Source organism: Enterobacter cloacae complex sp. S3 (genome assembly GCF_014930495.1).
Classification (GTDB): domain Bacteria; phylum Pseudomonadota; class Gammaproteobacteria; order Enterobacterales; family Enterobacteriaceae; genus Enterobacter; species Enterobacter asburiae_B.
Genome location: NZ_JADBRD010000021.1, coordinates 18,113 through 40,709, shown reverse-complemented (window position 1 = coordinate 40,709; position 22,597 = coordinate 18,113). Strand labels below are relative to the sequence as shown.

26 protein-coding genes and 1 pseudogene are annotated in these 22,597 nt (G+C 61.1%); 22 read left to right on the top strand and 5 right to left on the bottom strand.

Annotated elements, in window-relative coordinates; genetic code table 11:
• Positions 1 to 17 precede the first annotated feature (17 nt).
• The 16 genes from IM317_RS13685 (at position 18) to IM317_RS13610 (ending at position 15,338) form a co-directional block, all read left to right on the top strand.
• Complete coding sequence (locus tag IM317_RS13685) at positions 18 to 1,442, top strand: efflux transporter outer membrane subunit (RefSeq protein ID WP_193362476.1); 1,425 nt, start codon at positions 18 to 20, stop codon at positions 1,440 to 1,442.
• 74 nt (positions 1,443 to 1,516) lie between these two features.
• Positions 1,517 to 2,461, top strand: coding sequence for a LysR family transcriptional regulator (locus IM317_RS13680; RefSeq protein WP_004883081.1), 945 nt, complete (start codon positions 1,517 to 1,519; stop codon positions 2,459 to 2,461).
• On the top strand, positions 2,458 to 2,733 hold the full coding sequence (locus tag IM317_RS13675) for an EexN family lipoprotein (RefSeq protein WP_004883082.1): 276 nt from the start codon (positions 2,458 to 2,460) through the stop codon (positions 2,731 to 2,733). Before IM317_RS13680 ends, IM317_RS13675 begins: the two co-directional genes overlap by 4 nt.
• A gap of 282 nt (positions 2,734 to 3,015) precedes the next feature.
• Positions 3,016 to 5,043 (top strand): conjugal transfer protein TraG, encoded by a 2,028-nt coding sequence (locus IM317_RS13670; protein ID WP_036412896.1) that lies wholly within the window; start codon positions 3,016 to 3,018, stop codon positions 5,041 to 5,043.
• Positions 5,040 to 5,504: a ribbon-helix-helix protein, CopG family gene (locus IM317_RS13665; RefSeq protein WP_036412894.1), complete on the top strand. Its 465-nt coding sequence runs from the start codon at positions 5,040 to 5,042 to the stop codon at positions 5,502 to 5,504. The genes IM317_RS13670 and IM317_RS13665 overlap by 4 nt, the downstream gene beginning before the upstream one ends.
• The gene (gene trbB, locus IM317_RS13660; RefSeq protein WP_004883088.1) at positions 5,501 to 6,568 is read left to right on the top strand and encodes a P-type conjugative transfer ATPase TrbB; all 1,068 of its coding nucleotides are present in this window, start codon (positions 5,501 to 5,503) and stop codon (positions 6,566 to 6,568) included. The genes IM317_RS13665 and trbB overlap by 4 nt, the downstream gene beginning before the upstream one ends.
• The gene (locus tag IM317_RS13655; RefSeq protein WP_004883090.1) at positions 6,565 to 6,948 is read left to right on the top strand and encodes a TrbC/VirB2 family protein; all 384 of its coding nucleotides are present in this window, start codon (positions 6,565 to 6,567) and stop codon (positions 6,946 to 6,948) included. The genes trbB and IM317_RS13655 overlap by 4 nt, the downstream gene beginning before the upstream one ends.
• On the top strand, positions 6,945 to 7,217 hold the full coding sequence (locus IM317_RS13650) for a VirB3 family type IV secretion system protein (protein ID WP_004883097.1): 273 nt from the start codon (positions 6,945 to 6,947) through the stop codon (positions 7,215 to 7,217). Before IM317_RS13655 ends, IM317_RS13650 begins: the two co-directional genes overlap by 4 nt.
• A gap of 11 nt (positions 7,218 to 7,228) precedes the next feature.
• Complete coding sequence (gene trbE, locus IM317_RS13645; RefSeq protein WP_004883099.1) at positions 7,229 to 9,679, top strand: conjugal transfer protein TrbE; 2,451 nt, start codon at positions 7,229 to 7,231, stop codon at positions 9,677 to 9,679.
• Positions 9,676 to 10,413, top strand: coding sequence for a P-type conjugative transfer protein TrbJ (trbJ, locus tag IM317_RS13640; RefSeq protein WP_004883101.1), 738 nt, complete (start codon positions 9,676 to 9,678; stop codon positions 10,411 to 10,413). The genes trbE and trbJ overlap by 4 nt, the downstream gene beginning before the upstream one ends.
• 12 nt (positions 10,414 to 10,425) lie before the next feature.
• Entirely contained in the window at positions 10,426 to 10,752 is a 327-nt protein-coding gene (locus IM317_RS13635; RefSeq protein WP_036412893.1) for a hypothetical protein, read from the top strand.
• Complete coding sequence (gene trbL / locus IM317_RS13630; protein ID WP_034046882.1) at positions 10,749 to 12,104, top strand: P-type conjugative transfer protein TrbL; 1,356 nt, start codon at positions 10,749 to 10,751, stop codon at positions 12,102 to 12,104. Before IM317_RS13635 ends, trbL begins: the two co-directional genes overlap by 4 nt.
• Positions 12,105 to 12,134: 30 nt before the next feature.
• Positions 12,135 to 12,839: a conjugal transfer protein TrbF gene (gene trbF, locus IM317_RS13625; RefSeq protein ID WP_034046881.1), complete on the top strand. Its 705-nt coding sequence runs from the start codon at positions 12,135 to 12,137 to the stop codon at positions 12,837 to 12,839.
• The gene (trbG, locus tag IM317_RS13620) at positions 12,836 to 13,828 is read left to right on the top strand and encodes a P-type conjugative transfer protein TrbG (RefSeq protein WP_034046878.1); all 993 of its coding nucleotides are present in this window, start codon (positions 12,836 to 12,838) and stop codon (positions 13,826 to 13,828) included. Before trbF ends, trbG begins: the two co-directional genes overlap by 4 nt.
• A gap of 2 nt (positions 13,829 to 13,830) precedes the next feature.
• Positions 13,831 to 15,099, top strand: a complete 1,269-nt coding sequence (locus IM317_RS13615; protein WP_034046876.1) for a TrbI/VirB10 family protein — start codon at positions 13,831 to 13,833, stop codon at positions 15,097 to 15,099.
• Entirely contained in the window at positions 15,096 to 15,338 is a 243-nt protein-coding gene (locus IM317_RS13610) for a DUF2274 domain-containing protein (protein WP_033475083.1), read from the top strand. Before IM317_RS13615 ends, IM317_RS13610 begins: the two co-directional genes overlap by 4 nt.
• Before the next feature lie 288 nt (positions 15,339 to 15,626).
• Here IM317_RS13610 and IM317_RS13605 read toward each other — a convergent pair.
• The 3 genes and pseudogenes from IM317_RS13605 to bsmA form a co-directional block, all read right to left on the bottom strand.
• Positions 15,627 to 16,793: pseudogene (locus IM317_RS13605) on the bottom strand (Cache 3/Cache 2 fusion domain-containing protein); the annotation flags it as partial.
• 172 nt (positions 16,794 to 16,965) lie between these two features.
• Complete coding sequence (gene yjfN, locus IM317_RS13600) at positions 16,966 to 17,253, bottom strand: DUF1471 family protease activator YjfN (RefSeq protein ID WP_032665074.1); 288 nt, start codon at positions 17,251 to 17,253, stop codon at positions 16,966 to 16,968.
• A gap of 136 nt (positions 17,254 to 17,389) precedes the next feature.
• A complete protein-coding gene (gene bsmA / locus IM317_RS13595; protein WP_029740376.1) occupies positions 17,390 to 17,719 on the bottom strand; it encodes a biofilm peroxide resistance protein BsmA in 330 nt (109 codons plus the stop codon).
• A 137-nt stretch (positions 17,720 to 17,856) separates the two neighbouring features.
• Here bsmA and yjfP point away from each other — a divergent pair, with 137 nt between their 5' ends.
• Positions 17,857 to 18,579: an esterase gene (gene yjfP / locus IM317_RS13590; RefSeq protein ID WP_033144470.1), complete on the top strand. Its 723-nt coding sequence runs from the start codon at positions 17,857 to 17,859 to the stop codon at positions 18,577 to 18,579.
• A gap of 167 nt (positions 18,580 to 18,746) precedes the next feature.
• On the opposite strand, the gene yjfY is transcribed toward yjfP, so the two are convergent.
• Entirely contained in the window at positions 18,747 to 19,022 is a 276-nt protein-coding gene (gene yjfY / locus IM317_RS13585) for a DUF1471 family protein YjfY (protein WP_033144471.1), read from the bottom strand.
• Positions 19,023 to 19,363: 341 nt separating this feature from the next.
• Between yjfY and rpsF the strand changes: the two genes are divergently transcribed.
• The 4 genes from rpsF to rplI are packed head-to-tail and all read left to right on the top strand — an operon-like array spanning position 19,364 to position 20,803.
• Complete coding sequence (gene rpsF, locus IM317_RS13580; RefSeq protein WP_014068637.1) at positions 19,364 to 19,759, top strand: 30S ribosomal protein S6; 396 nt, start codon at positions 19,364 to 19,366, stop codon at positions 19,757 to 19,759.
• A gap of 6 nt (positions 19,760 to 19,765) precedes the next feature.
• Positions 19,766 to 20,080: a primosomal replication protein N gene (priB, locus tag IM317_RS13575; protein WP_008502895.1), complete on the top strand. Its 315-nt coding sequence runs from the start codon at positions 19,766 to 19,768 to the stop codon at positions 20,078 to 20,080.
• 4 nt (positions 20,081 to 20,084) lie between these two features.
• The gene (gene rpsR / locus IM317_RS13570) at positions 20,085 to 20,312 is read left to right on the top strand and encodes a 30S ribosomal protein S18 (RefSeq protein ID WP_000135199.1); all 228 of its coding nucleotides are present in this window, start codon (positions 20,085 to 20,087) and stop codon (positions 20,310 to 20,312) included.
• Positions 20,313 to 20,353: 41 nt separating this feature from the next.
• Positions 20,354 to 20,803 carry a 50S ribosomal protein L9 gene (rplI, locus tag IM317_RS13565; protein ID WP_023310148.1) on the top strand — a complete coding sequence of 150 codons (450 nt, stop codon included), beginning with the start codon at positions 20,354 to 20,356 and terminating at the stop codon, positions 20,801 to 20,803.
• Positions 20,804 to 20,879: 76 nt separating this feature from the next.
• Here the strand turns inward: rplI and IM317_RS13560 are convergent, their stop codons facing one another.
• Complete coding sequence (locus IM317_RS13560; protein WP_033144472.1) at positions 20,880 to 21,524, bottom strand: OapA family protein; 645 nt, start codon at positions 21,522 to 21,524, stop codon at positions 20,880 to 20,882.
• A gap of 233 nt (positions 21,525 to 21,757) precedes the next feature.
• Here IM317_RS13560 and fklB point away from each other — a divergent pair, with 233 nt between their 5' ends.
• Complete coding sequence (fklB, locus tag IM317_RS13555) at positions 21,758 to 22,378, top strand: FKBP-type peptidyl-prolyl cis-trans isomerase (RefSeq protein ID WP_008502892.1); 621 nt, start codon at positions 21,758 to 21,760, stop codon at positions 22,376 to 22,378.
• The last annotated feature ends 219 nt before the right edge of the window (positions 22,379 to 22,597 follow it).

Below are 22,597 nucleotides of genomic sequence, written 5' to 3'. Positions count from 1 at the left end.
CAACCTAGTGGCTCAACATGTCCGATCCCTACGCCCGCCGCGGCCTTACTGCTGTTGCATTCCTATCGATCACGCTTCTCGCCGCGTGCAGCCACTCGCCTCACAGGGTGGAGACATCACGCGTTGAGGTTCCGGCCAAATTCATGAACGAAGCGGGTCTGGCTGTGCAGCAGGTGCCAGCACAAGCACTCCCGGCCGAGTGGTGGACGGCGTACGGTGATCCGCTGATTGACGCGCTGGTGCGCAACGCGCTGGAGCACAACACCGATCTCGCTATTGCAAGAGCGCGGATTGATGAAGCTGTGGCGATCACCCGACGTACACGCGCTTCAATGTTCCCTAGCTTGGCGCTCACGCCCCAAGCAACGCGCGCGCGCGACTTTTCTTTGGCACCGACCATCAGCAGCGATGCCAGGCTTCCGCTGTCGGCTTCATGGGAAGTTGATCTAGCGGGCCGCCTCTCGCATGCCGCTGATGGCGCACGGATGGACGCAGTTGCTGTCGAACAGAACTGGTTCGCGACACGTTGGCAGATCGCCTTTGAGACAGTGTCCGCTGCACTGCAGCAGCGGCAGGCGGCAGAGCTGGAAGATCTGGCAAAAGAGCGACTTCAAGTCGCCGAGCGCCTTGAGCGTCTGACAGAGCAGAAGTTCAAGGCAGGTCAAGCTACGGGCTTTGACATTGAACGCACGCGTTCCGAGGTCATCGCCCTCCGGGTGGAGCAAGAGCAGTTGCGACGCGTACGCGGCGAAGCAACGCATGCCTTGGATGTGCTCGTTGGCCGGATTCCGGGGGCGCTTGGCAGCGGTCCTGCGCTTGCCTCTCTCACCATGCCCGATTGGACTCCCAGAAGCGTGCCAGGCGAATTGCTGCAGCAGCGCCCCGACGTCAGAGCCGCGCAGGCGCGTCTTGCAGCGGCGACGGCGCGATGGAACGCAGCAGAAGGCGAGCGGTTCCCCAAACTTGTGCTCGATTTGAGTGGTGGGCGCCAACGCTTCGAGAACAACGGAACACGTGTGGCAGGGAACATTTTCTCTCTGGGCTTGGGTGTGACGCTTCCGATCTTTGACGGTGGAGCAATACAAGCGGGAATCGACGAGGGCTCAGCACGCAGTCGCGGCGCACAGGCTGACCTGGAACGCACGGTTTTGCTTGCGCTTCAGGATGTGGAGAACGCTTATCTGGGCTGGCAGACCCAGCGGACTTCTCTGCAGCATCAGGTCGATGGTCTTGTCGTCGCTGATCGACTCCTTGACCGCAGTCGACGCCTCTTTGAGGCGGGACAGGTGGATGCGACCGTTGTTTCAGAAGCGGAGCGTGGCACCTTGTCCCAGCGAGCGGCTCTGGTCCGTGCTCGCGCCGACGCAGCCGTGCAATGGGGTGTTCTCGCTAAAGCGCTTTCTGGTTCGCCAGAGCATGTGAATCTGCAATCTTCACCCTGAGTCCTTGAGTTGGAAGAACGCAGCATGGCAGCGAGTTTTAAATACTGAATAGATCGACGATTAGTAGGGGACGCATGGAAATTCGACATCTACGTTGTTTTATGGCGCTCGCCGAGGAACTTCACTTCGCTCGCGCCGCTGCGAAACTGCATATTGAGCAGTCCCCACTGTCTCGCACGATCAAAGAACTCGAAGAGGAGTTAGGAGCACAGCTCTTTATTCGGAACACGAGAAGCACGCGTTTGACACGAGCTGGGTTGATGCTCATGGAGCACGCACCTCGGGTGTTCGCATCCTTGCAACAGGCGCGGGACTGCGTGAAGGCAGCAAAAAATGGCTTTCATGGACAACTCCGCGTCGCCTTGTCAGACGGCGCAACACTACTGTGCTTACCAGCCCTATTGGCGTTGTGTCGCGAGGAGGAGCCCGAGGTTGAGATTCGCTTTTTTGAGGTGCCACTATCCCAACAAATCAAAGGATTGCACGACGACCTGTATGACGTCGGCTTTGCACAGTCCGACGACGTAGGTGATGGAATCGTCGCACTTCCCGCGTGGACTGACACGCTTATGGTGGCGCTGCCAGCTCGGCATCCGTTGCTGGCTCTTAAGCGAATTCCATTGGATGAACTGCTGCGCTACCCGCTAGTGCTATCTGATCCTCAAGTGTGCGAGGGCCACGCCAAGCACATTGAGCGAGTACTTAGCCGGGCTGAAATGCAGCCTCTAGTTGCCGAGCGGGTTACCACTTTCGACCTGATGATGGCGTTGGTATCTGCCGGTTTTGCACTCGGACTTACAGGGGCTGCACACATTGCAGCCTCCCGAGAGCCAGGAGTCGTGGCGAGGCCGCTTTCGACACGCGTACCACCTTTGACGACCTATCTACTCAGACTTGAAGGCGATCCGTTTGACGAGCTTGCGCGCTTCATTCAGCGAGTACAGGCCATCGAATTGCCAGAGTTTCTCAGGTCAACAAAAAGCCGAAATCCCGATCTTCCGGAGGAATTGATGCCATGAGACTCGCCATCACGCTCGTCGCTGCAATGCTAGTCGCATGCGGTCAATCTGATAAACCGCACAAAGCCACTAGTGCAGAAAAGAAAACCCCGACAGTAGAAGAGCTGGTGGCAGACCCGGAACAGCTCAAGAAGTTGCGCCAGCAATGCAAGACGGATCGGCCTACTTTGGGCGAACTGCTTTGCAACCGGGTAGCGGAGGCAACACGTAAGCGGTTCTACGGCGACGGAAAAACGCCATACACACCGCCCAAAGAATCCCCCAAATTCTGAAATTCAGCAATTCAGCAATTCAGCAATTCAGCAATTCAGCAATTCAGCAATTCAGCAATTCGCTAGTCTGCCTGAATCTTCTGTTCGGCACGCTGATATTCGCCGGCGCTTACGGAGTCACTCCCTGGCTAGACACAGCGCGAATTCATTCTTTCTTATCGACCTTTCTGCCCCAAACGGTCTTTGACCGGCACTAAGCCAGCACCGATCCTGACGCCTGCGGCACATTTCTAAGCCGCGTTTCCCAAGGGAATCAGCGTAGGAGAGATTGGAGGCGGGGCTATGCAAGGTACGAATGTGCTGTTCGGTCAGATAGCCGTGGTATTCGGCATCGTGATCGCGGGTGTGTGGGGCGCCACACAATGGACGGCAGCAGCCCTTGGCTATCAGGTACGCCTTGGCTCCCCCTGGTTTGATTTCCTCGGCACACCGATCTACCTCCCGTGGAAGCTGTTTGAGTGGTGGTTCTTCTTCGATGCCTACGCGCCACGCGTTTTCGACACGGGCGGTGCCATAGCGGGTGGCAGTGGCTTGCTGGCGGTGGTGGTCGCAGTCTGCATGTCGATCTGGCGCTCTCGTCAATCACGCCTAGTCACGACCTATGGCTCGGCACGCTGGGCAAGTACGGAGGACATTCGCAAAGCCGGCCTTACGCAGCCGATCGGCGTGTTCCTCGGTCAGCACGATGGCAAGTACCTTCGGCATGAAGGCCCGGAACACATCCTCACTTTCGCGCCCACGCGCTCAGGCAAAGGCGTCGGCCTTGTGGTGCCGACGCTGCTTTCTTGGCCTGCATCCGCCGTAGTCCACGACATCAAGGGCGAGAATTGGCAGATCACCGCAGGTTGGCGCTCACGCTACTCACACTGCCTGCTGTTCAATCCGACCGATGCGAAGTCGGCGGCCTACAACCCGCTGCTAGAAGTTCGGCGCGGCGCACATGAAGTGCGTGACGTACAGAACATAGCCGACATTCTGGTCGATCCAGAAGGCGCGCTTGAGAAGCGCAACCATTGGGAGAAGACTTCGCACGCGCTGCTGGTCGGGGCCATCCTGCATGTGCTCTACGCGGGCGAGGACAAGACGCTGCGCGGCGTCGCCAATTTCCTCTCCGATCCGGCCAGCCCCTTCGAGCTGACCTTGCACCGGATGATGACCACACAGCACCTCGTGAACGTGGAAGGTGGTGGCCCGCATCCAGTCGTCGCTTCGGCGGCGCGCGAAGTGCTCAACAAGTCGGACAACGAGCGTTCCGGCGTGTTGAGCACCGCCATGTCGTTCCTGGGCCTCTACCGCGACCCCACGGTGGCCGAAGTCACCTCGCGCTGCGACTGGCGTATCGCCGACCTGATCGCGTCCGAGCATCCGGTGTCGCTTTATCTGGTAGTGCCACCTTCGGATATTTCGCGGACGAAACCGCTCATTCGCCTGATCCTCAACCAGATCGGCCGACGGCTCACCGAATCGCTCGACGGCAGCGACGGCATCGAACGCCGCCACAAGCTGCTGCTGATGCTCGATGAGTTCCCGGCGCTGGGCCGCCTGGACTTCTTCGAGACGGCGCTTGCCTTCATGGCGGGCTACGGAATCCGCAGTTTTCTTATCGCCCAATCGCTCAACCAGATCGACAAAGCCTACGGCCAGAACCATTCGATTCTGGATAACTGCCATGTCCGCGTGACGTTCGCCACCAACGATGAACGCACTGCGAAACGGATCTCCGAAACGCTTGGCACCGCTACCGAACTGCGCGCGCAGCGCAACTATGCCGGGCACAGATTGGCACCGTGGCTGGGGCACCTCATGGTGTCGCGGCAGGAGACGGCCCGCCCGCTACTGACGCCCGGTGAAGTGATGCAGCTTCCGACTGAGGAAGCTGTGGTGATGGTGTCCAGCGTGGCACCGATCAAGGCCAAGAAGCTGCGCTACTACGCCGACGCGAATTTCAAGAACCGCGTTTTACCGCCGCCTGTGCTCGCGGCCGGGCAATACGCGGACGCGCCACCGGCCCGGCCCGACGACTGGAGCGGCCTATCGATCCCAGCCGTGTCAACGGTCCGGGCTGCGGGCCTGTCCGGCGATGGCACAGGCACCGCCGATGACGGCGGCCCACGCCGACAGCCGGAGCTATCCGAAGTCAGCGAATACAGCCCCGAACCGCTGCTCGCCGGCCATGACCTGACTCTGCTCGATGACGACGACGACCTGCCGCTGCCTGGTTTGGCGTCTCTCCCCGGCCAGCTCGACCCGGCCATGCAGCGCACGGCCCGGCTGGCTTCCCTCGACCCCAACGACGGAATCGACTTATGAGCCAATACCGCCTCAATCTGTTCATTCAGCCCGAGCACGCCAAGCGTCTCGAAGAACTGGCCGCCAAGAAAGGCGTGTCCAAGTCGTCCATTGTCGCGGCGGCGCTCGCGTCGTGGCTATCGCCCGATGCTGGCGACCAGCGCGAGGCGGCCATCGCCAAGCGGCTCGATCGCCTGTCGCGGCAGGCCGAGCGCATGGAGCGCGACCAGAACATCCAGATCGAAACACTGGCGCTGTTCATCCGCTACTTCCTGACCGTCAGCACCCCGATTCCCGAAGCCCATCAGGACGCAGCCCGCGCGCAGGGCAAAGCGCGTTTCGAGCAATTCGTGGAACAGCTTGGCCGTCACCTGCTGCGCGGCCGCAGCCTGGTGCGCGACGTGGTGGAGGAACTACACCCCGACCCGGCGCGAATGGATGACGCGGAGGCACTGGCTGAAGCGCAGGAGCGTGCCTCATGAGCGCCATTCCGCAAACCCCGCCCGAACTCTCATCCGCCGCAACCTCTCTGGATCGCCGTATCCAGATGCTGCGCACGGCAATGGGGCCAGTCATCGCCGCTGCGCTGGCCGACCCCGACGTGGTGGAAATCATGCTCAACCCCGACCGCACCCTATGGGTGGATCGGTTGTCATCGGGCCGCATGCCGCTGGGCGTGGAGCTGTCCCAAGACGATGGCGAACGCATCATCCGGCTGGTGGCTGCGCACGTCGGCGCAGAGGTGCATCGCGGGCGGCCGCTGCTGACCGCCGAGCTGCCCGAAACCGGCGAGCGGTTCGAGGGCATCTTGCCGCCCGCAGCGCCCGGCCCAGCCTTCGCGCTGCGCAAGCGCGCCGTGAGCATCATCGGGCTGGATCGCTATGTGGCCGACGGCATCTTGACCACAGGCCAGGCCGAGTTCCTGCGCCGCGCCGTGCGTGAGCGCCAGAACATCCTGATCGCCGGGGCGACGAGCAGCGGCAAAACCACACTCGCCAATGCCTTGCTTGCGGAGATCGCCGCCACGGGCGACCGCGTGCTTGTGCTCGAAGACACCATCGAGCTGCAATGCGCAGCCCGCGACCATGTGCCGCTGCGCACCCGCGCTGGCGTCGTGTCTATGACCGAGCTGGTGCGGGCCACGATGCGCCTGCGCCCCGACCGCGTGATCGTCGGCGAGGTACGCGGCGGCGAAGCCCTGGACTTGGTTAAGGTGTGGGGCACCGGCCACCCCGGCGGCATCGCCACCATCCACGCCGGTTCCGCGCTGGGCGCGCTGCTGCGCCTCGAACAGTTGATTCTTGAAGTGGCGGTGAACCCACCGCGTGCGCTGATCGCCGAGGCGGTCAACGTCGTGATCCACATCGCCGGGCGTGGCCGCAAGCGCCGCGTCGAAAGCATCGCCCGTGTCGTCGGTTTCGACGGCACCGGCTATCGCCTGGCGGACGCGCTGGAAACACCGTTTCCCGAGCTGATGCCGGTTCCTCTCGCAGCCGATGCCGCTGCGCCTTCCTCGTCCCTTGACCTACCTGGAGAACTGCCATGACGCAGATGCACGTTCACGCTTTCCGTAATTCCGTAAATCCGGTTTCAACCATCGCACGCCTGCGGCGGCTGGCCGGCCCCGCGCACCACGGCCTGCTGCTGGCCGCAGTCATGCTGATGACGGCGGGCACGGCGAAGGCATCCGGCTCCTCGATGCCGTGGGAAGGCCCGCTGCAATCCATTCTGGAGTCGATTCAGGGGCCGGTGGCACGCATCGTCGCGGTCATCATCATCATCGCCACGGGCCTCGCGCTCGCCTTCGGCGACACGTCGGGCGGCTTTCGCAAGCTGATCCAGATCGTGTTCGGTTTGAGCATCGCGTTCGCCGCGTCCTCGTTCTTCCTGTCGTTCTTCAGCTTCTCCGGCGGGGCTGTCGTATGAGTGGCCCGGATAGCTTCGCGGCCGGCTTCGAGGTGCCGCTACATCGCTCGCTGACCGAGCCGCTCTTGATGGGCGGCGCACCGCGCACGGTGGCGATTGCCAACGGCACGCTAGCCGCTGCCGTCGGGCTGGGCCTGCAACTCTGGATTCCTGGCGTAGTGCTCTGGATCGTCGGTCACTCGCTGGCCGTGTGGGGCGCGAGGGTCGATCCGCAGTTCATGCAGGTCTTCGCCCGGCACATCAAGCACAAGCCGCTGCTGGACGTGTAGGAGACGCCGCCATGCTTAACCTTGCCGAATACCGCCAGCGGCCCGCCTTGCTGGCCGACTGGCTTCCCTGGGCTGGGCTGATCGCGCCGGGCGTGGTGCTGAACAAGGATGGCTCGTTTCAGCGCACGGCGCGCTTTCGCGGGCCTGATCTGGACAGCGCCACGCAGGGCGAATTGATCGCCACGACGGCACGGCTAAACAACGCGTTGCGCCGGCTGGGTTCGGGCTGGGCGCTGTTCGTGGAAGCCGAGCGCCAGTCGGCCGCGGACTATCCGCATTCCGACTTTCCCGAACCGCTGTCCTGGCTGGTGGACGAAGAACGCCGCGCTGCCTTTGAGGAATCGGGGAACCACTACGAAAGCAGCTATCACCTGACGCTAGCCTATCTGCCGCCGGAGGAATCCCGCGCTCGTGCAGCCAAGCTGCTCTACGAGCACGCGCCGGGCGATGGTGTGGACTGGCGCGGTCGGCTTGACGCCTTCCTGGCAGAAACGGATCGGGTTTTCGACCTGCTCGATGGCGTGATGCCAGAAATCGTCTGGTTGGACGATGCCGCGACGCTGACTTATCTTCACGCCACGGTGTCCACGCGGCGCTACCGGCTGGCCGTGCCCGAGGTGCCTTTCCACCTCGACGCACTGCTGGCCGATTCCGCCCTAGTCGGCGGCCTTGCGCCCATGCTGGGTGACCAGCATCTGCGCGTGGTGTCGGTGCGGGGCTTTCCGACCTCGACCTGGCCGGGCCTGCTGGACGACCTCAATCGCCTGGGCTTTGCCTATCGCTGGAGTACCCGGTTTCTCTGCCTCGATAAAGCCGAGGCGGAAAAGGAGCTGGGCCGCCTGCGTCGCCAGTGGTTTGCGAAACGGAAGAATGTCATTGCGCTACTGCGCGAAACCATCTTCCAGCAGGAATCGCCGCTGGTGGACACGGATGCCAGCAACAAGGCGGCCGACGCGGATGCCGCCTTGCAAGAGCTTGGCAGCGATCAAGTCGCCTTCGGCTACCTCACCGCCACGGTGACGGTGTTCGATGACGACCCTGCCGTAGCCGACGAAAAGCTGCGCATGGTGGAACGTGTCATCCAAGGACGTGGCTTCGTCACCATCCCCGAAACCTTAAATGCAGTCGATGCGTGGCTGTCGTCCATACCAGGCAATGCCTATGCCAACGTGCGCCAGCCCATCGTCTCGACGCTGAATCTGGCGCACATGATGCCGGTGTCCGCCGTGTGGGCTGGGCCGGAGAAAAACGCCCATCTCGACGGCCCGCCGCTGATCGTCACGCGCACGGATGGCGCGACGCCGTTCCGGCTGGTGACGCACATCGGCGACGTGGGGCATACGCTGGTCGCGGGGCCGACGGGCATGGGAAAATCTGTCCTGCTGGCGATGCTCGCCTTGCAGTTCCGCCGCTATGGCGGCTCGCGCATCTTCGCCTTCGACATGGGGCGATCCATGCGGGCGACGGTGCTGGGCCTGGGCGGCGAACACTACGACCTCGGCGCGGACGGCGCCATTGCCTTTCAGCCCTTGGCCCGTATCGACAGCGAAGGCTATCGCACCTGGGCCGCCGAGTGGATCGAAGGCCGCCTGCTGCATGAAGGCGTGACCGTCGGCCCCGACGAGAAAGCCGCCATTTGGTCGGCGCTCGGCAGCCTCGCTGGTGCGCCGGTGGAGCAGCGCACGATGACCGGGCTTTCGGTGCTGCTGCAATCGAACGCGCTGCGGCAGGCATTGTCGCCGTATGTGCTGGGCGGCGCGCACGGCAAGCTACTGGATGCCGACCGCGACCGGCTCGGCAGCGGCGACGTGCAGGGCTTTGAGATGGAAGAGCTAATGCACAGCCCCGCCGCCGTGCAAGCGGTGCTGCGCTACTTGTTCGCCCGCTTCGATGCACGTTTCGACGGTGCTCCCACGCTGCTGATTCTCGATGAAGCCTGGCTATTCCTTGATGAACCGTCCTTCGCGGCACGCATCCGGCAATGGTTGAAAACTCTGCGCAAGAAAAACGTGTCGGTGATCTTCGCCACGCAGTCGCTTGCCGACATCAAGGATTCGACCATCGCGCCCGCGATCATCGAAAGCTGCGCGAGCCGGATTTTCTTGCCCAACCCGCAGGCGACCGAGCCGCAGATTCGCACGGTCTACGAGGGCTTTGGCCTCAACAGTCGGCAAATCGAAATCGTCGCCACCGCGCAGCCCAAGCGCGACTACTACTACCAATCGCGCCTGGGCAATCGTCTGTTCGACCTCGACCTGGGGCCAGCCGCGCTCGCCTTCTCGGGCGCATCCACACCGCAAGACCAACGCGACATTGACCGAGTGCTGACGCAGGCCGGCGCTCCCGGCTTCGCCGGTGCGTGGCTACGCCATCGCGGCCTCGATTGGGCCGCCGACCTGCTGCCGTCCTCGCCGTCGGCGGCTTCTTTCCTCGCTACTCAACCCCTGGAGATTTCGCCATGAAGACCCGTGTACTTTCCGTTTCGCTCGCCGCCGCGCTGGCCGGCTCGCTGATGCTCGCTCAGCCAGCGGCGGCGCTCACTTTCGTTGATCCCGTCAACTTGGTGCAGAACACGCTGACTGCCATCCGCACGCTGGAGCAGATCAACAACCAGATCAACCAGCTCCAGAACGAAGCGCAGATGTTGATGAACCAGGCGCGCAACCTGGCGAATCTCGACTTCAACATCGTCAACCGGCTGCGCTCGACGCTCGCCACGACTGAACGCCTGATTGCCGAGGCGCAAGGGCTGGCCTACGACGTGCAGAGCATGGATGCCACGTTCTCGCGCCTGTACCCGGAGCAGTACGCCGCCACCATCAGCGGCGACCGCATGGCACAGGACGCACGCGAACGCTGGAAGAACACGCTCGACGGCCTGCACACCGCGATGCGGATGCAGGCGCAGGTGTCGCAGAACCTGACGCAAGACGAAAGCGCGCTGGCCGACCTCGTGAGCCAAAGCCAATCGGCCACGGGTGCCTTGCAGGCCATGCAGGCGACGAACCAGCTTCTCGCTTTGCAGGCCAAGCAGTCCATCCAGGCCCAGCAACTCCAGATCACGCAAGACCGGGCGGCCTCGCTGGAATTGGCGCGGCAGGCGGCGGCGACCGAGCGCGCCCGCGAAGTGCGGCGGCGCTTCCTCGGCACCGGCACGCCGTACACGCCGCAGTCCGTCAACTTCTACAACAACTGACAGGGGGCGGCCATGCGATGCGTTCCTGTCCTGCTGGCCGTGCTGCTGACCGCTTGCGGCCAGCAGCCGGCCGAAGACCTGGCCGCGACCTTGGCCGCCGATCCCGTGCGGCTCAAGGCGCTGCGTGCCCAATGCGCGACCGACCGGCACACCGCAGGCGAAGACACCTGCCGCGCCGCCGCCGAAGCCTTCCGGCGGCGCTTCTTCGCCGGCCAAACCGGGCCGGACGAATACCGGACGCTGGCCGAACTGCCGCCGATCCCGCCCAGCTTCGACACACCCGCCGACGACGCGCCGGAAGGCGATGCGCCGCTCGCCGCTGCGGAGGACACGCCATGAACGACGTGACCATCATCGACAGATTCCTCGATACGTTCTCGCGCTACATCGACTCCGGTTTCGGGCTATTGCAAGGCGAAGTCGCGTTCCTGACGGCCACGCTTATCGCCATCGACATGACCATCGCCGGCCTGTATTGGGCCATGAGCCATGCCACCGGCCAGGGCGAGGACGTGATCGCCAAGCTGCTGCGCAAGGTGCTTTACGTCGGTGCCTTCGCCTACATCATCAACAACTTCAACTGGCTGTCGGGCATCGTGTTCCGGTCATTTGCGGGGCTGGGTATCACCGCCACCGGCTCGGCGATCACGATGGAGAACTTCTTGCAGCCGGGCCACCTGGCGAAGACCGGCATCGACGCGGCCGCGCCGATCCTCGACCAGATCGGCGACATGGCCGGCTTCCCCGAAGTGTTCGTGAACCTCGACCCCATCGTGGTGCTGTTCATCGCCTGGCTGGTGGTGATCCTCTGTTTCTTCGTGCTCGCGGTACAGCTTTTCATCACGCTGATCGAGTTCAAGCTGACCACACTTGCCGGCTTCGTCTTGATTCCGTTCGCACTCTGGAACAAGACGAGCTTCCTTGCGGAAAAGGTGCTCGGCAACGTGGTTTCGTCGGGCATCAAGGTCTTGGTGCTGGCCGTCATCGTCGGTATCGGCTCGGGCCTGTTCGCGGAGTTCCAGGTTCATCCCGACGAGCCTTCCATCGACCATGCGCTGGTCGTGATGCTGGCCTCGCTCGCGCTGCTGGCGCTGGGCATCTTCGGCCCCGGCATCGCCACGGGCCTGGTGTCCGGTGCGCCGCAGCTTGGCGCGGGCGCGATGGCCGGCGCTGCCGTCGGCGCGGTCGGCACTGGCGTTGCCATCGGTGCCGCCGCGACCGGCGTGGGCGGTGCGGTCATGGCGGGCGCGCGTATGGCCCCGGCCGCCGCCAAGCTGGCCGGTAGCGGTGCACGCGCCGCCACGTCGGCGGCCAGCAGCGCCAAGTCCGCATTCCAGGCCGGTTCCGCCGCTGCGGGTGGCGGGGCCAAGGGCGCGGCGGCTGGCCTTGGCAATGTCGCCAAGACCGGCGCGCAGGCGGCAGGCCGCCGCGCCGCATCGGGCGCTTCCGCCGCCGGGCAGAAGGTGGCCGATTCCTTCCGTTCTGGCTGGAACGGCGGCGCGGCCGGTTCCGGCCAGGCCGCCGCCGGCGAAGGCGCGGACAGCGCACCGAAGCAGGAGCAACCCGCCTGGGCCAAGCGGATGCACCGCCGCCAGCAGATCACCCATGCCGCGACCACCGCCGCCCACACGCTGCGCGGTGGCGACGGCGGCGGCTCGGGGCAAGGCCCGAGCCTGCGCCCCGATGAGTGACCCGATACCTGACCACCAAGGAGAACCCCTATGCGATTCAAGCGACCGCAGGTGCGCTATGCCGACACGCCGCAGCCTGCCACCCCGTACCAATCTGCCGCGCAGGTGTGGGACGAGCGCATCGGCTCGGCCCGCGTCCAGGCCAAGAACTGGCGATTCATGGCCTTCGGTTGCCTCGCGCTCGCGCTGCTGATGGCCGGCGGCCTGGTGTGGCGTTCGGCGCAATCCATCGTCACCCCCTATGTCATCGAGGTCGATCAGTCGGGGCAGGTGCGCGCCGTCGGTGAGGCGGCGACGCCGTACCGGCCCGCCGATGCGCAGATCGCGCACCACCTGGCGCGCTTCGTGACGCTGGTGCGCTCGCTGTCCATCGACCCCATCGTGGTGCGGCAGAACTGGCTGGATGCCTACGACTACACCACCGACAAGGGCGCGGCGGTGCTCAACGACTACGCCAGCAAGAACGATCCCTTCGCCCGCATCGGCAAGGAGTCGGTGACGGTGCAGATCACCAGCGTTGTCCGCGCCAGCGACACGTCTTTCAACGTGCGCTGGACAGAACAGCGGTTCGTCAACGGCGCACCCGCTGGCACCGAACGCTGGAACGCCGTGCTTTCCACCGTCCTGCAAACCCCGCGCACCGAACAGCGCCTGCGCAAGAACCCGCTGGGTATCTACGTCAATGGCCTGTCGTGGAGCCGCGAACTGGATTCTTCCGAAGGAGCCAAGCCATGAATGCACTTTTCCGTAAATCCGTTTTGCCGTTGATCCTGCTGGCCCTTGCGGGCTGCGCCTCGCAGGGCAAGCCGCCGCCGTCCATCTCGCTCGATGAGCCGGTGCAGGCGCAGCCGCTGCCGGAACCGCCCGCGCCGGTGGAAGTGGTTGCCGTACCCGAACCGCTGGCACTCCCGGCGCAGTTGAAGCCGCTGCCCGAGGTGGACACGGCCCCGGCTGCGCCGGAACCGGCCGACGAGAAGGTGCGCGTGTCCCGCGCCAATGCCGAGGCCCGCATCGCGCCCACGCGCGAGGGCTACGTCAATGCGATCCAGGTATGGCCCTTCACGGACGGCGCGCTCTATCAGGTCTATGCCGCGCCGGGGCGCGTGACCGTGGTTTCGCTCCAGCCCGGCGAAGAACTGGTGACTGTTGCCGCAGGCGATACCGTCCGGTGGATCGTGGGCGACACGTCCAGCGGCAGCGGCGAGGCGCTGCGCGTCAATGTGCTGGTGAAGCCCATCCGGTCGGGCCTGAAAACCAATCTGGTCATCACCACCAGCCGCAGGACGTACCTGCTGGAGCTGACCTCGACCGAGCGTGCATGGATGGCTTCGGTGTCCTGGGACTATCCGAAAGACCGGATGCTGGCCTTGCAGCGCCAGGCGCAGGCGGCCAGCGCCGCCGCGCCAGTCGATACCGGCTTGTCGCTGGAGAAGATCCGCTTCCGCTACGCGGTCAGCGGCAGCAATCCGCCGTGGAAGCCGCTGCGTGCCTTCGATGACGGCGAGAAGGTCTATATCCAGTTTCCGCCGGGCATCGCGCAAGGCGAACTGCCGCCTCTGTTCGTCATCGGCGCGCAGGGCGACGGGCAACTGGTGAACTACCGTTTTCGTCCGCCTTACTACATCGTGGATCGGCTGTTCGGCGCGGCCGAACTGCACCTGGGCGGTGATGGCGGCGACGTGGTGCGTATCGAACGCACCGATGGCGTGGCGCGGAGGAACTGACCATGAGCCAGGACGACACTCCCGACCTCGCCACGCCGCAGGCGGGCAAGGTAGCGCCCGAGGCGGTGGCGCTGCGCGCGCAACCGCGCCCGGTCACGCGCCTGAACCGGCGCACGCTGGCCATCCTCGCCGGCGGCCTATCGGTCGCCGTGCTCGGCGCACTGATGTGGTCGCTGCAACCGCAGCGGCGCAGCACTGGCGAGCAGACCGAGCTTTACAACGTCGATCGCGTCTCGAAGTCTGAAGGGCTGGACGCGCTGCCGGCCGACTACTCGAAGCTGCCGCCGAAGGTGCCGGAGCTGGGGCCGCCGCTGCCGGGCGATCTTGGCCCGGCCATCGTGAAGTCGCAGCAGCCGGTGACGGCCGCCTACGCGGCCCCCGGCCACGACCCGAACGACGCGCTGCGCAAGGAAGCCGAAGCGGCTGCGGCATCGTCGGTGTTCTTCCGCTCGGGTTCGCAGAAGGCCGCGCCGGTAGCGCAGACGCAGGTGGCTGCCTCGCAGGGCTTCGCCGCCAATGCGGCGTTCGACCCACTGGCGGCTGGCCCGGCCTCGACGGCGGCCCAGCCTGCCGACCCGACCGCCGTACAGAACCGGCAAGACCAGAAAGAGGCGTTCCAGAAAGCCGGAACCACGGAAACCCGTAATTCCGGCAATCTGACCCTGCCGGCTTCGCCGTATCAGGTCATGGCCGGAACGGTGGTCGCCGGGGCGCTGGTGACGGGCATCAAGTCGGACTTGCCGGGCGACGTGATCGCCACGGTGACGGAGCCGGTCTATGACACGGCCACCGGCAAGTTCCTGCTGATCCCGCAGGGTTCGCGCATCCTGGGCAAATACAACAGCCAGGTCAGCTACGGGCAGAGCCGCGTGCAGGTGGTGTGGAACCGGATCATCCTGCCCGACACGTCTTCGCTCACGCTCGACAACCTGGCCGGCACCGACCCGGCCGGTTATGCCGGGCTGGAAGACGACGTGGATTGGCATTGGGGCCGCATCTTTGCCGGCGCGGCGCTGACCACGCTGCTGGGTGTCGGTGCCGAGCTGGCCGCGCCGGAGAACCGGCAGGACGGTGATCGCGTCATCATCGCCGGCCGCGACAGCGCCCAAGACAGCATCAATCAGGTCGGCCAAGAGATGACACGGCGCAACATGAACATCCAACCGACGCTGACCGAACGGCCGGGCCTGCCGGTTCGCATCATCGTCAACCGCGATCTGGTGCTGCGGCCGTACCAGCCGCTTTTCTTCAACAGGGGGACTTCACGATGACGACGCGCAAGCTGCGGCTGGGGCCGCTGCCGAAAACCGAATCCACGAAGCTGACCTTTGCTTGCCCGGCCAGCCTGAAAGCCGACCTCGACCGCTACGCCGCGCTGCACGCGCAGACCTACGGCGAAGCGGTCGATGCCACGGTGCTGATTCCGCACATGCTGGAAGCCTTCATGGCGGGGGATCGGGGATTCAGGAAGGGAGGCGCGGGCAAGGCCGCGCCGTCGAAGCCAAGCTGATGACGCCGGTTCCCGTGGTATCCATCCCTCGAACGCGCAGCCCAAGGCTGCGCGTTCTTCGTTCTGGAGGGCTGCGGCGTTGTGGGCTATGATGATGAGACGCGGCCGCCGTCTGCTGGCAATCGTCCCCGATGCAGCACGCTCCGGCTTTCTACCGCGACGCTCTTATGTGGCTCCTAGTCCACAACGCCGCAGCCCCGCAAAGCGGCCCGAAGTAGAGCTAAACCCGCGCCCCATATAGACTTCCGGCCATCAGGCTGTTTTCACAAAACACTTGACACCGGAACTTTTTTGCAGGCCGCCGCCGATGCCGTTGATGGCATCGATCAGCTGGCCGACTTCGTCCTGACGCGTCACGGGCAGGCTGGAACGGAGATCCCCTGCGGCATATTGTCGGGCAAGATGGATCACGTTGCGCAGCGGTCGGGTCAGCACGCGGCGAATAATGACCACGAACAGGCCAGCAAAAAGGATGGATAAGGCCACGCCGGCCAGCAGGAAGCGATCGCGCATGGCGGTAACGCTTGAGAGCAGCACCGATTTATCCACTTCGCCCACGATAGTCCAGTTCCAGCCCGGCAGCGGGGTATAGGCCATTTTCAGCGTCCGGCCGTCGTCGCTTGTACGCTCCAGCGTGCCGGGTTTGTCACTCAGAAGCTGTTGCTGCGTCGCGCCGTCCCACTGCGGCAGTTTTCCCTCTTCGCTGGCGTGGAACAGGTATTGCCCGCGCGTTTTGCCGTTGCTGCGATCCAGCACGAAGAAGCGACCGCTCTCGCCCAGGCGGCGGTTGAGGATTTTCTCGCGCATGACGTTCCAGGAGTGGGTGATGTCCACCCCGACAAAGACGATCGCAATGACCTGCCCTTCGGCGTTTTTAACGGGCTGGTACTGGGTGATGTAGCGTTTGCCGAACAGCAGCGCCAGGCCGCGGTACACTTCACCTTTGTTGACGGCGGCAAAGGCCGGGCTGGCGTTATCCAGAACGGTACCCATTGCCCGATCGCCATTCTCTTTGCGCAGGGAAGTGGCTACGCGCACAAAGTCGTTACCGCTGCGTACAAACAGCGTCGAAATGGCTCCCGTACGGTTCAGGAACTCGTCCGAAAGGGTGTTATTTTCATGCAGCCCGGTGTCTCCGCTTTTCAGAAGCGGAACGCTAAGTCCGTTAATCGTCTGGGGTTGGGAATTATCAATGTTCAGGGGCTGCGGTAAGAAGGTGGTAAACAGGCGGGTATAGCTCTCAACCTCTTCACTCAGGCTGGTGTTGAACATCTGCACCATGTCGACCATGCCGGTGGACTGATTATGCAGATCTTCGACCGCAAGGGCTTCAAGCTGCTGGCTGGCTTTTTGGCTGAGCAGAAAAGTGAATAGCAGAAACAGCGTGGCGACACTGACGCCAGTTAGCAGCGAGAGTTTCGACCCCAGGCCCGCACGGCGGAAAAAGTTGATCATAAATTGCTCATCATTGAAAAGTTATGGTTCTTCAACGGCAGAGCGGGGATTACGTTTACTGTTTTAATGTAACAAAATGTTATTTAATTGTTCTTTATTGGTTTTATATAAGATAAAAAATTTGCAAAAACGAAAAGCCACTAAAAATAAGTGGCTTTTATCAGGAGGGAGTTTACACGTAGAGAATGGCCTGTACCCGCCAGCGATCGATATGGTTATCTTCCTGCATCTGGATGATGCGATACCATGAAGCACCCTGCTCATCGGCCTTTAATGCCACGACACGTTCAACGTCTTGCGGGCTCCCCGAGATATTATTCACGGAGATCTGGCCAATTTCATTCAGGCCAGTCACACAATCAGCACTGGCGAATTCTGCTGACTGCGCGGTGGTGCTCAGCAGGCCTGCTGAGAGCAACAGTGAGGTCAAAGCAAGAGTTCGTTTCATCGTCAGCTCCATTTCACATATATCCGGTATCCGCCGGGCAATCCTTCGCTAATAAACTCCCTTCCATTGATGCGGGCGTGGAGTTTATTGTGGACAGGAAAATGTCTATGGACGCAAAGCAGTGTAAATCTCGTTCAAAGGAAAACCATTATTTGCGGTACAAAATGGCCTGTGAATACCACTGTCCCGTTATGATGGTTTCGTCGATCATAATGATGACGTAATAATCTGCTTTGGCGGCGACGGCCTGTGCTTTTATTGCCGATTCTGCGTCATCCGGAGAGCCGCGAACCAGCGCGGAGATGGTGCCCATTCGTTGTAATCCTTCCGTCTGATTACGACGAATCTCCTGTGGATGATCGGCGACCGGTGGAGCGGGTTGCGGCGTTCCCTGCAGCGCGCTACAGCCACTCAGCAGAAACACCAGCAATAAAGCAGCAAACCTGCGCATAACCATATCTCGTTTCCTGATAGCCATAGTGTAGTTGTCTGTGAATTTAGTTTTGGGGGAATGTTCCCGAAGTGTTATCTGGTACGTATATTTCGAATGAAAATGACGCGAAAGCGTAACCCAGTTCTCAACATTATGAATCATAGATTCGCACAGGGTCGACAATGATTGAAATTGAAATACGCCACCTCGGCGACCATGAAATTTTACACGCGATGCCGGTGGGTAAACGTGATAAATCGCTGCCTGTTGTGGTTTTTTATCATGGGTTTACCTCATCGAAGCTGGTTTACAGTTATTTTGCGGTAGCGCTGGCGCAGGCGGGTTTTCGCGTGGTGATGCCAGATGCACCCGACCACGGCGCACGCTTTACGGGTAATGAACAGGCGCGGCTGGGTCAGTTCTGGCAGATTCTGCACGGGAGTCTGACCGAGTTTGCCGGGCTGCGCGATGCGCTTTATGGGGCAGGGCTGGTGGCCGGCAATCGTCTGGCGGTAGCCGGGGCATCGATGGGCGGTATGACGGCGCTGGGGATTATGACGCATCATCCTGAAGTGAAGTCTGTCGCCTGTCTGATGGGCTCGGGCTACTTTACTTCGCTGGCGAAGACCCTTTTCCCCCCTCAGAATTTAGCGGAAATGACGGCGACGCTGGCAGAGTGGGAAGTGACCCGGGCATTACCGCGCGTGGCCGATCGTCCGCTGCTGCTGTGGCACGGTGACGCGGATGATGTGGTCCCGCCCGAGGGAACCTTCCGTCTGCAGCAGGCGTTAATCAATGAAGGGCTGGACGGTAATCTGACCTGCCTGTGGGAACCGGGCGTCCGCCACCGCATTACGCCAACGGCGCTGGACGCCACGGTGGCGTTTTTCCGCCAGCACCTGTAACGCGCGGGACTTTGACGCCCTTATCTTCCCGCTTCGGGAGGATCTCTGGGGGCTCTTTTACCGGGAGTATTCCGGAGCTATTCACAAAAAAAAGCCCCCGGGCAGGGGGCAACGTCAACTATGGCTATGTTCTCGTTGTTGGCTTTCCTGGTGCTAGCGTTAAAGCGTTATCGGTAAATATCTGCACTGGCGTGCATATTGCCGTTGCTGCCGGGCTCACGCGTTAACATCACGTAGTAATAGGTTGCGCCCTGCGCATCGGTTTCTTCATTTAGTGCCTGATCTGCTTCACTTTCCGTGGCGAAATTATGATTGATGTAAATTACGCCCAAGCTTTGCACATCATCCATGTTTCTGGCCTGTCGGCTGTCTATCTTGATGGCTGCCATCGCGTTTGCACTGAGCAAAAGCGCCGCCATCATGGCTAATGCGATTTTTTTCATGATATGCGCTCCACGACTACGTGCTGCGAGAGGGGGGATGCTCCTTCTTTAATTCAGGCGATCTCTGATTAAAGTGTAATCACTCATCCGGCGGGGATGCGTGACCATTTCTGATGCAGTTGTTCAAAAAAACAACGCTTCCGGGTGTGACCAATTTTAAATCACCCACTTAGACCCGCTTCGCGCTTTGTGCGAATTATTTGTGCAATCAGCTTGAGTTTCCAGGGGCGCGCAAGTATTATGACGCGTCAATTTTTCAGCCGACCTTTAACACGTTCCTTGCCTCCCCGGGCCTCGGCTGACCCAGACAGGAGGCTGAATAATCCGTAAGGAGCAATTCGATGCGTCATTACGAAATCGTTTTTATGGTCCATCCTGACCAGAGCGAACAGGTTCCGGGTATGATCGAGCGTTACTCTGCTGCCATCACTGGTGCAGAAGGTACGATCCACCGTCTGGAAGACTGGGGCCGCCGTCAGCTGGCTTACCCGATCAACAAACTGCACAAAGCACACTACGTTCTGATGAACGTTGAAGCGCCGCAGGAAGTGATCGATGAGCTGGAAACTACCTTCCGCTTCAACGATGCCGTTATCCGCAGCATGGTTATGCGTACCAAAAACGCAGTTACCGAAGCATCTCCGATGGTTAAAGCGAAAGACGAGCGCCGTGAGCGTCGCGATGATTTCGCAAACGAAACCGCAGATGATTCTGATGCTGGGGATTCTGAAGAGTAATTTCTGATGACCAACCGTCTGGCGTTGTCCGGCATCGTATGCAGGGCTCCCCTTCGAAAGGTCAGTCCATCAGGAATTCCGCATTGCCAGTTCGTGCTTGAGCATCGTTCTGTGCAAGAGGAAGCCGGGTTTCACCGGCAGGCGTGGTGCCAAATGCCCGTTATTATTAGCGGACACGAAAACCAGGCCATTACTCACAGTTTAACGGTCGGTAGCGCAGTAATCGTTCAGGGGTTCATCTCTTGCCACAAGGCAAAGAACGGCCTGAGCAAAATGGTTCTGCATGCCGAGCAGATTGATTTGATAGATTCTGGAGACTAGCCATATGGCACGTTATTTCCGTCGTCGCAAGTTCTGCCGTTTCACCGCGGAAGGCGTTCAAGAGATCGACTATAAAGATATCGCAACGCTGAAAAACTACATCACCGAAAGCGGTAAGATTGTCCCAAGCCGTATCACCGGTACTCGTGCAAAATACCAGCGTCAGCTGGCTCGCGCTATCAAACGCGCTCGCTACCTGTCCCTGCTGCCGTACACTGATCGTCATCAGTAATCGGGCACGGTCCATTAATACGACTTTAAGAGGATAAGGTAATGCAAGTTATTCTGCTTGATAAAGTAGCAAACCTGGGCAGCCTGGGTGATCAGGTTAACGTTAAAGCGGGTTACGCACGTAACTTCCTGGTTCCACAGGGTAAAGCTGTTCCAGCTACCAAGAAAAACGTAGAGTTTTTCGAAGCACGTCGCGCTGAACTGGAAGCCAAACTGGCTGACGTTCTGGCGGCTGCTAACGCTCGCGCTGAAGCAATCAACGCACTGGGCACCGTTACCATCGCGTCTAAATCAGGCGACGAAGGTAAACTGTTCGGTTCCATCGGTACTCGCGATATCGCTGATGCAGTTTCTGCAGCAGGCGTTAAAGTGGCTAAGAGCGAAGTTCGTCTGCCGAACGGCGTTCTGCGTACCACTGGTGAGCACGAAGTTGACTTCCAGGTTCACAGCGAAGTGTTCGCTAAACTGGTTGTTAACGTTGTAGCTGAGTAATTTTTTACTCTGCTCACGTTGAAACGCCGGCCTTGTGCCGGCGTTTTGCTTTTTACAGATCCGGCAGATCCGGGCCTTAACGCGCCCTGATAAAACTGCCGTCTGGCTGGCGGGTAAACAGCACCTGTTGTCCACTTCCCGTATCAATCGTTAACCCTGTCACCACCCCGCTGGCATTCTGGCGAACCTGTACCATCTGTCCATTCTGCAGGTTACTGAGCGGTTTACCCGCACCTTCCACCTTCGCCATGGCATACACGTCGGTTGGCGGCAGATTGTGGTCGCGGAACAGCTGTGCCAGCGTTTTACCCGGCTCTACGCGATAAGAACGCCACTGTTGCTCAATACCGGTAGGCTGTTGCGTCTGAGGCTGAGACGGGGCGGCGGCTTGATCCTGCGGCTGTTCATCCTGAATAGGTTCTGGCTCAACCGGCGCGACCTGACCCGGATCGTTAGACGGGGTCACAAGCTGCGTCTGCATCGGCTGTGCGTCAGGCTGCGGCCGCGTCTGCGACTGAATGTCCAGTTGGGCATTGCGGGTGACGGGTGCGGTATCGACATCATCGCCCCTGGAAGGAAGCAGGAAGCCCACGATCACCATCAGCGCGCCAATGATGATCCCTCTGCGATGCAGAGGAGGCAGCGGGTCCATGATGCGAAAATTGTCCGGCGCCTGCCAGATTTTCGCCAGGGTAGGTTTCAGTTCAAATCGCCCGGGCATGGCACTCCTCCTGCTCCGCGTATTTTTTATCCTGTGCCCCGAAGTATAGTTTGCTAACTGCCTGAACGGCGTAGTAAACCCGACATCCGTGACATCAGTTCGGGATTAATCCTGGTTATCTCTATTGTTTCTGTTTCGTCGCGGTTTGTCACCTTAACTTCAGACAAAGTTTTACCCATAAGGGCATGGCTGATATGCTGCCCGCTACTTTAAATGTGATGGAAGGAAAACCCATGACCACCCCGACTTTTGACACTATCGAAGCGCAGGCAAGTTACGGTATCGGCTTGCAGGTAGGACAGCAGCTGAGCGAATCCGGCCTGGAAGGTCTGTTACCTGAAGCGCTGGTGGCGGGTATCGCTGACGCGCTGGAAGGCAAACAGCCTGCCGTTCCGGTAGACGTTGTGCACCGTGCGCTGCGTGAAATCCACGAACGTGCTGACGCCGTGCGTCGCGCGCGCTTCGAAGAGATGGCAGCCGAAGGTGTGAAATATCTGGAAGAGAACCGCGAGCGTGAAGGCGTGAACAGCACCGAATCCGGTCTGCAGTTCCGCGTGATCAATCAGGGCGACGGCGCAATCCCGGCGCGTACCGACCACGTTCGCGTGCATTACACCGGTAAACTGATCGACGGTACCGTGTTCGACAGCTCCGTGGCGCGCGGCGAACCGGCTGAATTCCCGGTCAACGGCGTGATCGCAGGCTGGATCGAAGCTCTGACCCTGATGCCGGTCGGTTCCAAATGGGAACTGACTATCCCGCATAACCTGGCCTATGGCGAGCGCGGCGCTGGCGCGTCCATCCCGCCATTCAGCACCCTGGTCTTTGAAGTCGAGCTGCTGGAAATTCTGTAATCGAATTTTCTTATTTCCTCTCCCCGGTAGGGGAGAGGAAAATAGTGTAAAAACCTATAGTTACGGTGCTATCAACATTTTATCTTGCAAACGAAACTGTTGCGTGTATTTTTGTGAGCTGTTTCGCGCTGTATGAGTGATATGACACTCACTTTCAACATATTATTAACATAATATCTAAATCATAGTATTCATCCCGCCGATTCTTACCTAATATCG

Excerpts from the sequence above, each read along its gene's own strand:
- priB (WP_008502895.1), top strand. The coding sequence starts at position 19,766 with ATGACCAACCGTCTGGCGTTGTCCGGCATCGTATGCAGGGCTCCCCTT.
- rplI (WP_023310148.1), top strand. The coding sequence starts at position 20,354 with ATGCAAGTTATTCTGCTTGATAAAGTAGCAAACCTGGGCAGCCTGGGT.
- IM317_RS13685 (WP_193362476.1), top strand. The coding sequence starts at position 18 with ATGTCCGATCCCTACGCCCGCCGCGGCCTTACTGCTGTTGCATTCCTA.
- trbJ (WP_004883101.1), top strand. The coding sequence starts at position 9,676 with ATGAAGACCCGTGTACTTTCCGTTTCGCTCGCCGCCGCGCTGGCCGGC.
- trbG (WP_034046878.1), top strand. The coding sequence starts at position 12,836 with ATGAATGCACTTTTCCGTAAATCCGTTTTGCCGTTGATCCTGCTGGCC.
- IM317_RS13650 (WP_004883097.1), top strand. The coding sequence starts at position 6,945 with ATGAGTGGCCCGGATAGCTTCGCGGCCGGCTTCGAGGTGCCGCTACAT.
- trbE (WP_004883099.1), top strand. The coding sequence starts at position 7,229 with ATGCTTAACCTTGCCGAATACCGCCAGCGGCCCGCCTTGCTGGCCGAC.
- IM317_RS13670 (WP_036412896.1), top strand. The coding sequence starts at position 3,016 with ATGCAAGGTACGAATGTGCTGTTCGGTCAGATAGCCGTGGTATTCGGC.
- IM317_RS13675 (WP_004883082.1), top strand. The coding sequence starts at position 2,458 with ATGAGACTCGCCATCACGCTCGTCGCTGCAATGCTAGTCGCATGCGGT.
- fklB (WP_008502892.1), top strand. The coding sequence starts at position 21,758 with ATGACCACCCCGACTTTTGACACTATCGAAGCGCAGGCAAGTTACGGT.
- IM317_RS13655 (WP_004883090.1), top strand. The coding sequence starts at position 6,565 with ATGACGCAGATGCACGTTCACGCTTTCCGTAATTCCGTAAATCCGGTT.
- trbB (WP_004883088.1), top strand. The coding sequence starts at position 5,501 with ATGAGCGCCATTCCGCAAACCCCGCCCGAACTCTCATCCGCCGCAACC.
- rpsR (WP_000135199.1), top strand. The coding sequence starts at position 20,085 with ATGGCACGTTATTTCCGTCGTCGCAAGTTCTGCCGTTTCACCGCGGAA.
- yjfY (WP_033144471.1), bottom strand. The coding sequence starts at position 19,022 with ATGAAAAAAATCGCATTAGCCATGATGGCGGCGCTTTTGCTCAGTGCA.
- IM317_RS13560 (WP_033144472.1), bottom strand. The coding sequence starts at position 21,524 with ATGCCCGGGCGATTTGAACTGAAACCTACCCTGGCGAAAATCTGGCAG.
- trbF (WP_034046881.1), top strand. The coding sequence starts at position 12,135 with ATGCGATTCAAGCGACCGCAGGTGCGCTATGCCGACACGCCGCAGCCT.
- IM317_RS13665 (WP_036412894.1), top strand. The coding sequence starts at position 5,040 with ATGAGCCAATACCGCCTCAATCTGTTCATTCAGCCCGAGCACGCCAAG.
- yjfP (WP_033144470.1), top strand. The coding sequence starts at position 17,857 with ATGATTGAAATTGAAATACGCCACCTCGGCGACCATGAAATTTTACAC.
- IM317_RS13680 (WP_004883081.1), top strand. The coding sequence starts at position 1,517 with ATGGAAATTCGACATCTACGTTGTTTTATGGCGCTCGCCGAGGAACTT.
- bsmA (WP_029740376.1), bottom strand. The coding sequence starts at position 17,719 with ATGGCTATCAGGAAACGAGATATGGTTATGCGCAGGTTTGCTGCTTTA.
- yjfN (WP_032665074.1), bottom strand. The coding sequence starts at position 17,253 with ATGGAGCTGACGATGAAACGAACTCTTGCTTTGACCTCACTGTTGCTC.
- trbL (WP_034046882.1), top strand. The coding sequence starts at position 10,749 with ATGAACGACGTGACCATCATCGACAGATTCCTCGATACGTTCTCGCGC.
- IM317_RS13610 (WP_033475083.1), top strand. The coding sequence starts at position 15,096 with ATGACGACGCGCAAGCTGCGGCTGGGGCCGCTGCCGAAAACCGAATCC.
- rpsF (WP_014068637.1), top strand. The coding sequence starts at position 19,364 with ATGCGTCATTACGAAATCGTTTTTATGGTCCATCCTGACCAGAGCGAA.
- IM317_RS13635 (WP_036412893.1), top strand. The coding sequence starts at position 10,426 with ATGCGATGCGTTCCTGTCCTGCTGGCCGTGCTGCTGACCGCTTGCGGC.
- IM317_RS13615 (WP_034046876.1), top strand. The coding sequence starts at position 13,831 with ATGAGCCAGGACGACACTCCCGACCTCGCCACGCCGCAGGCGGGCAAG.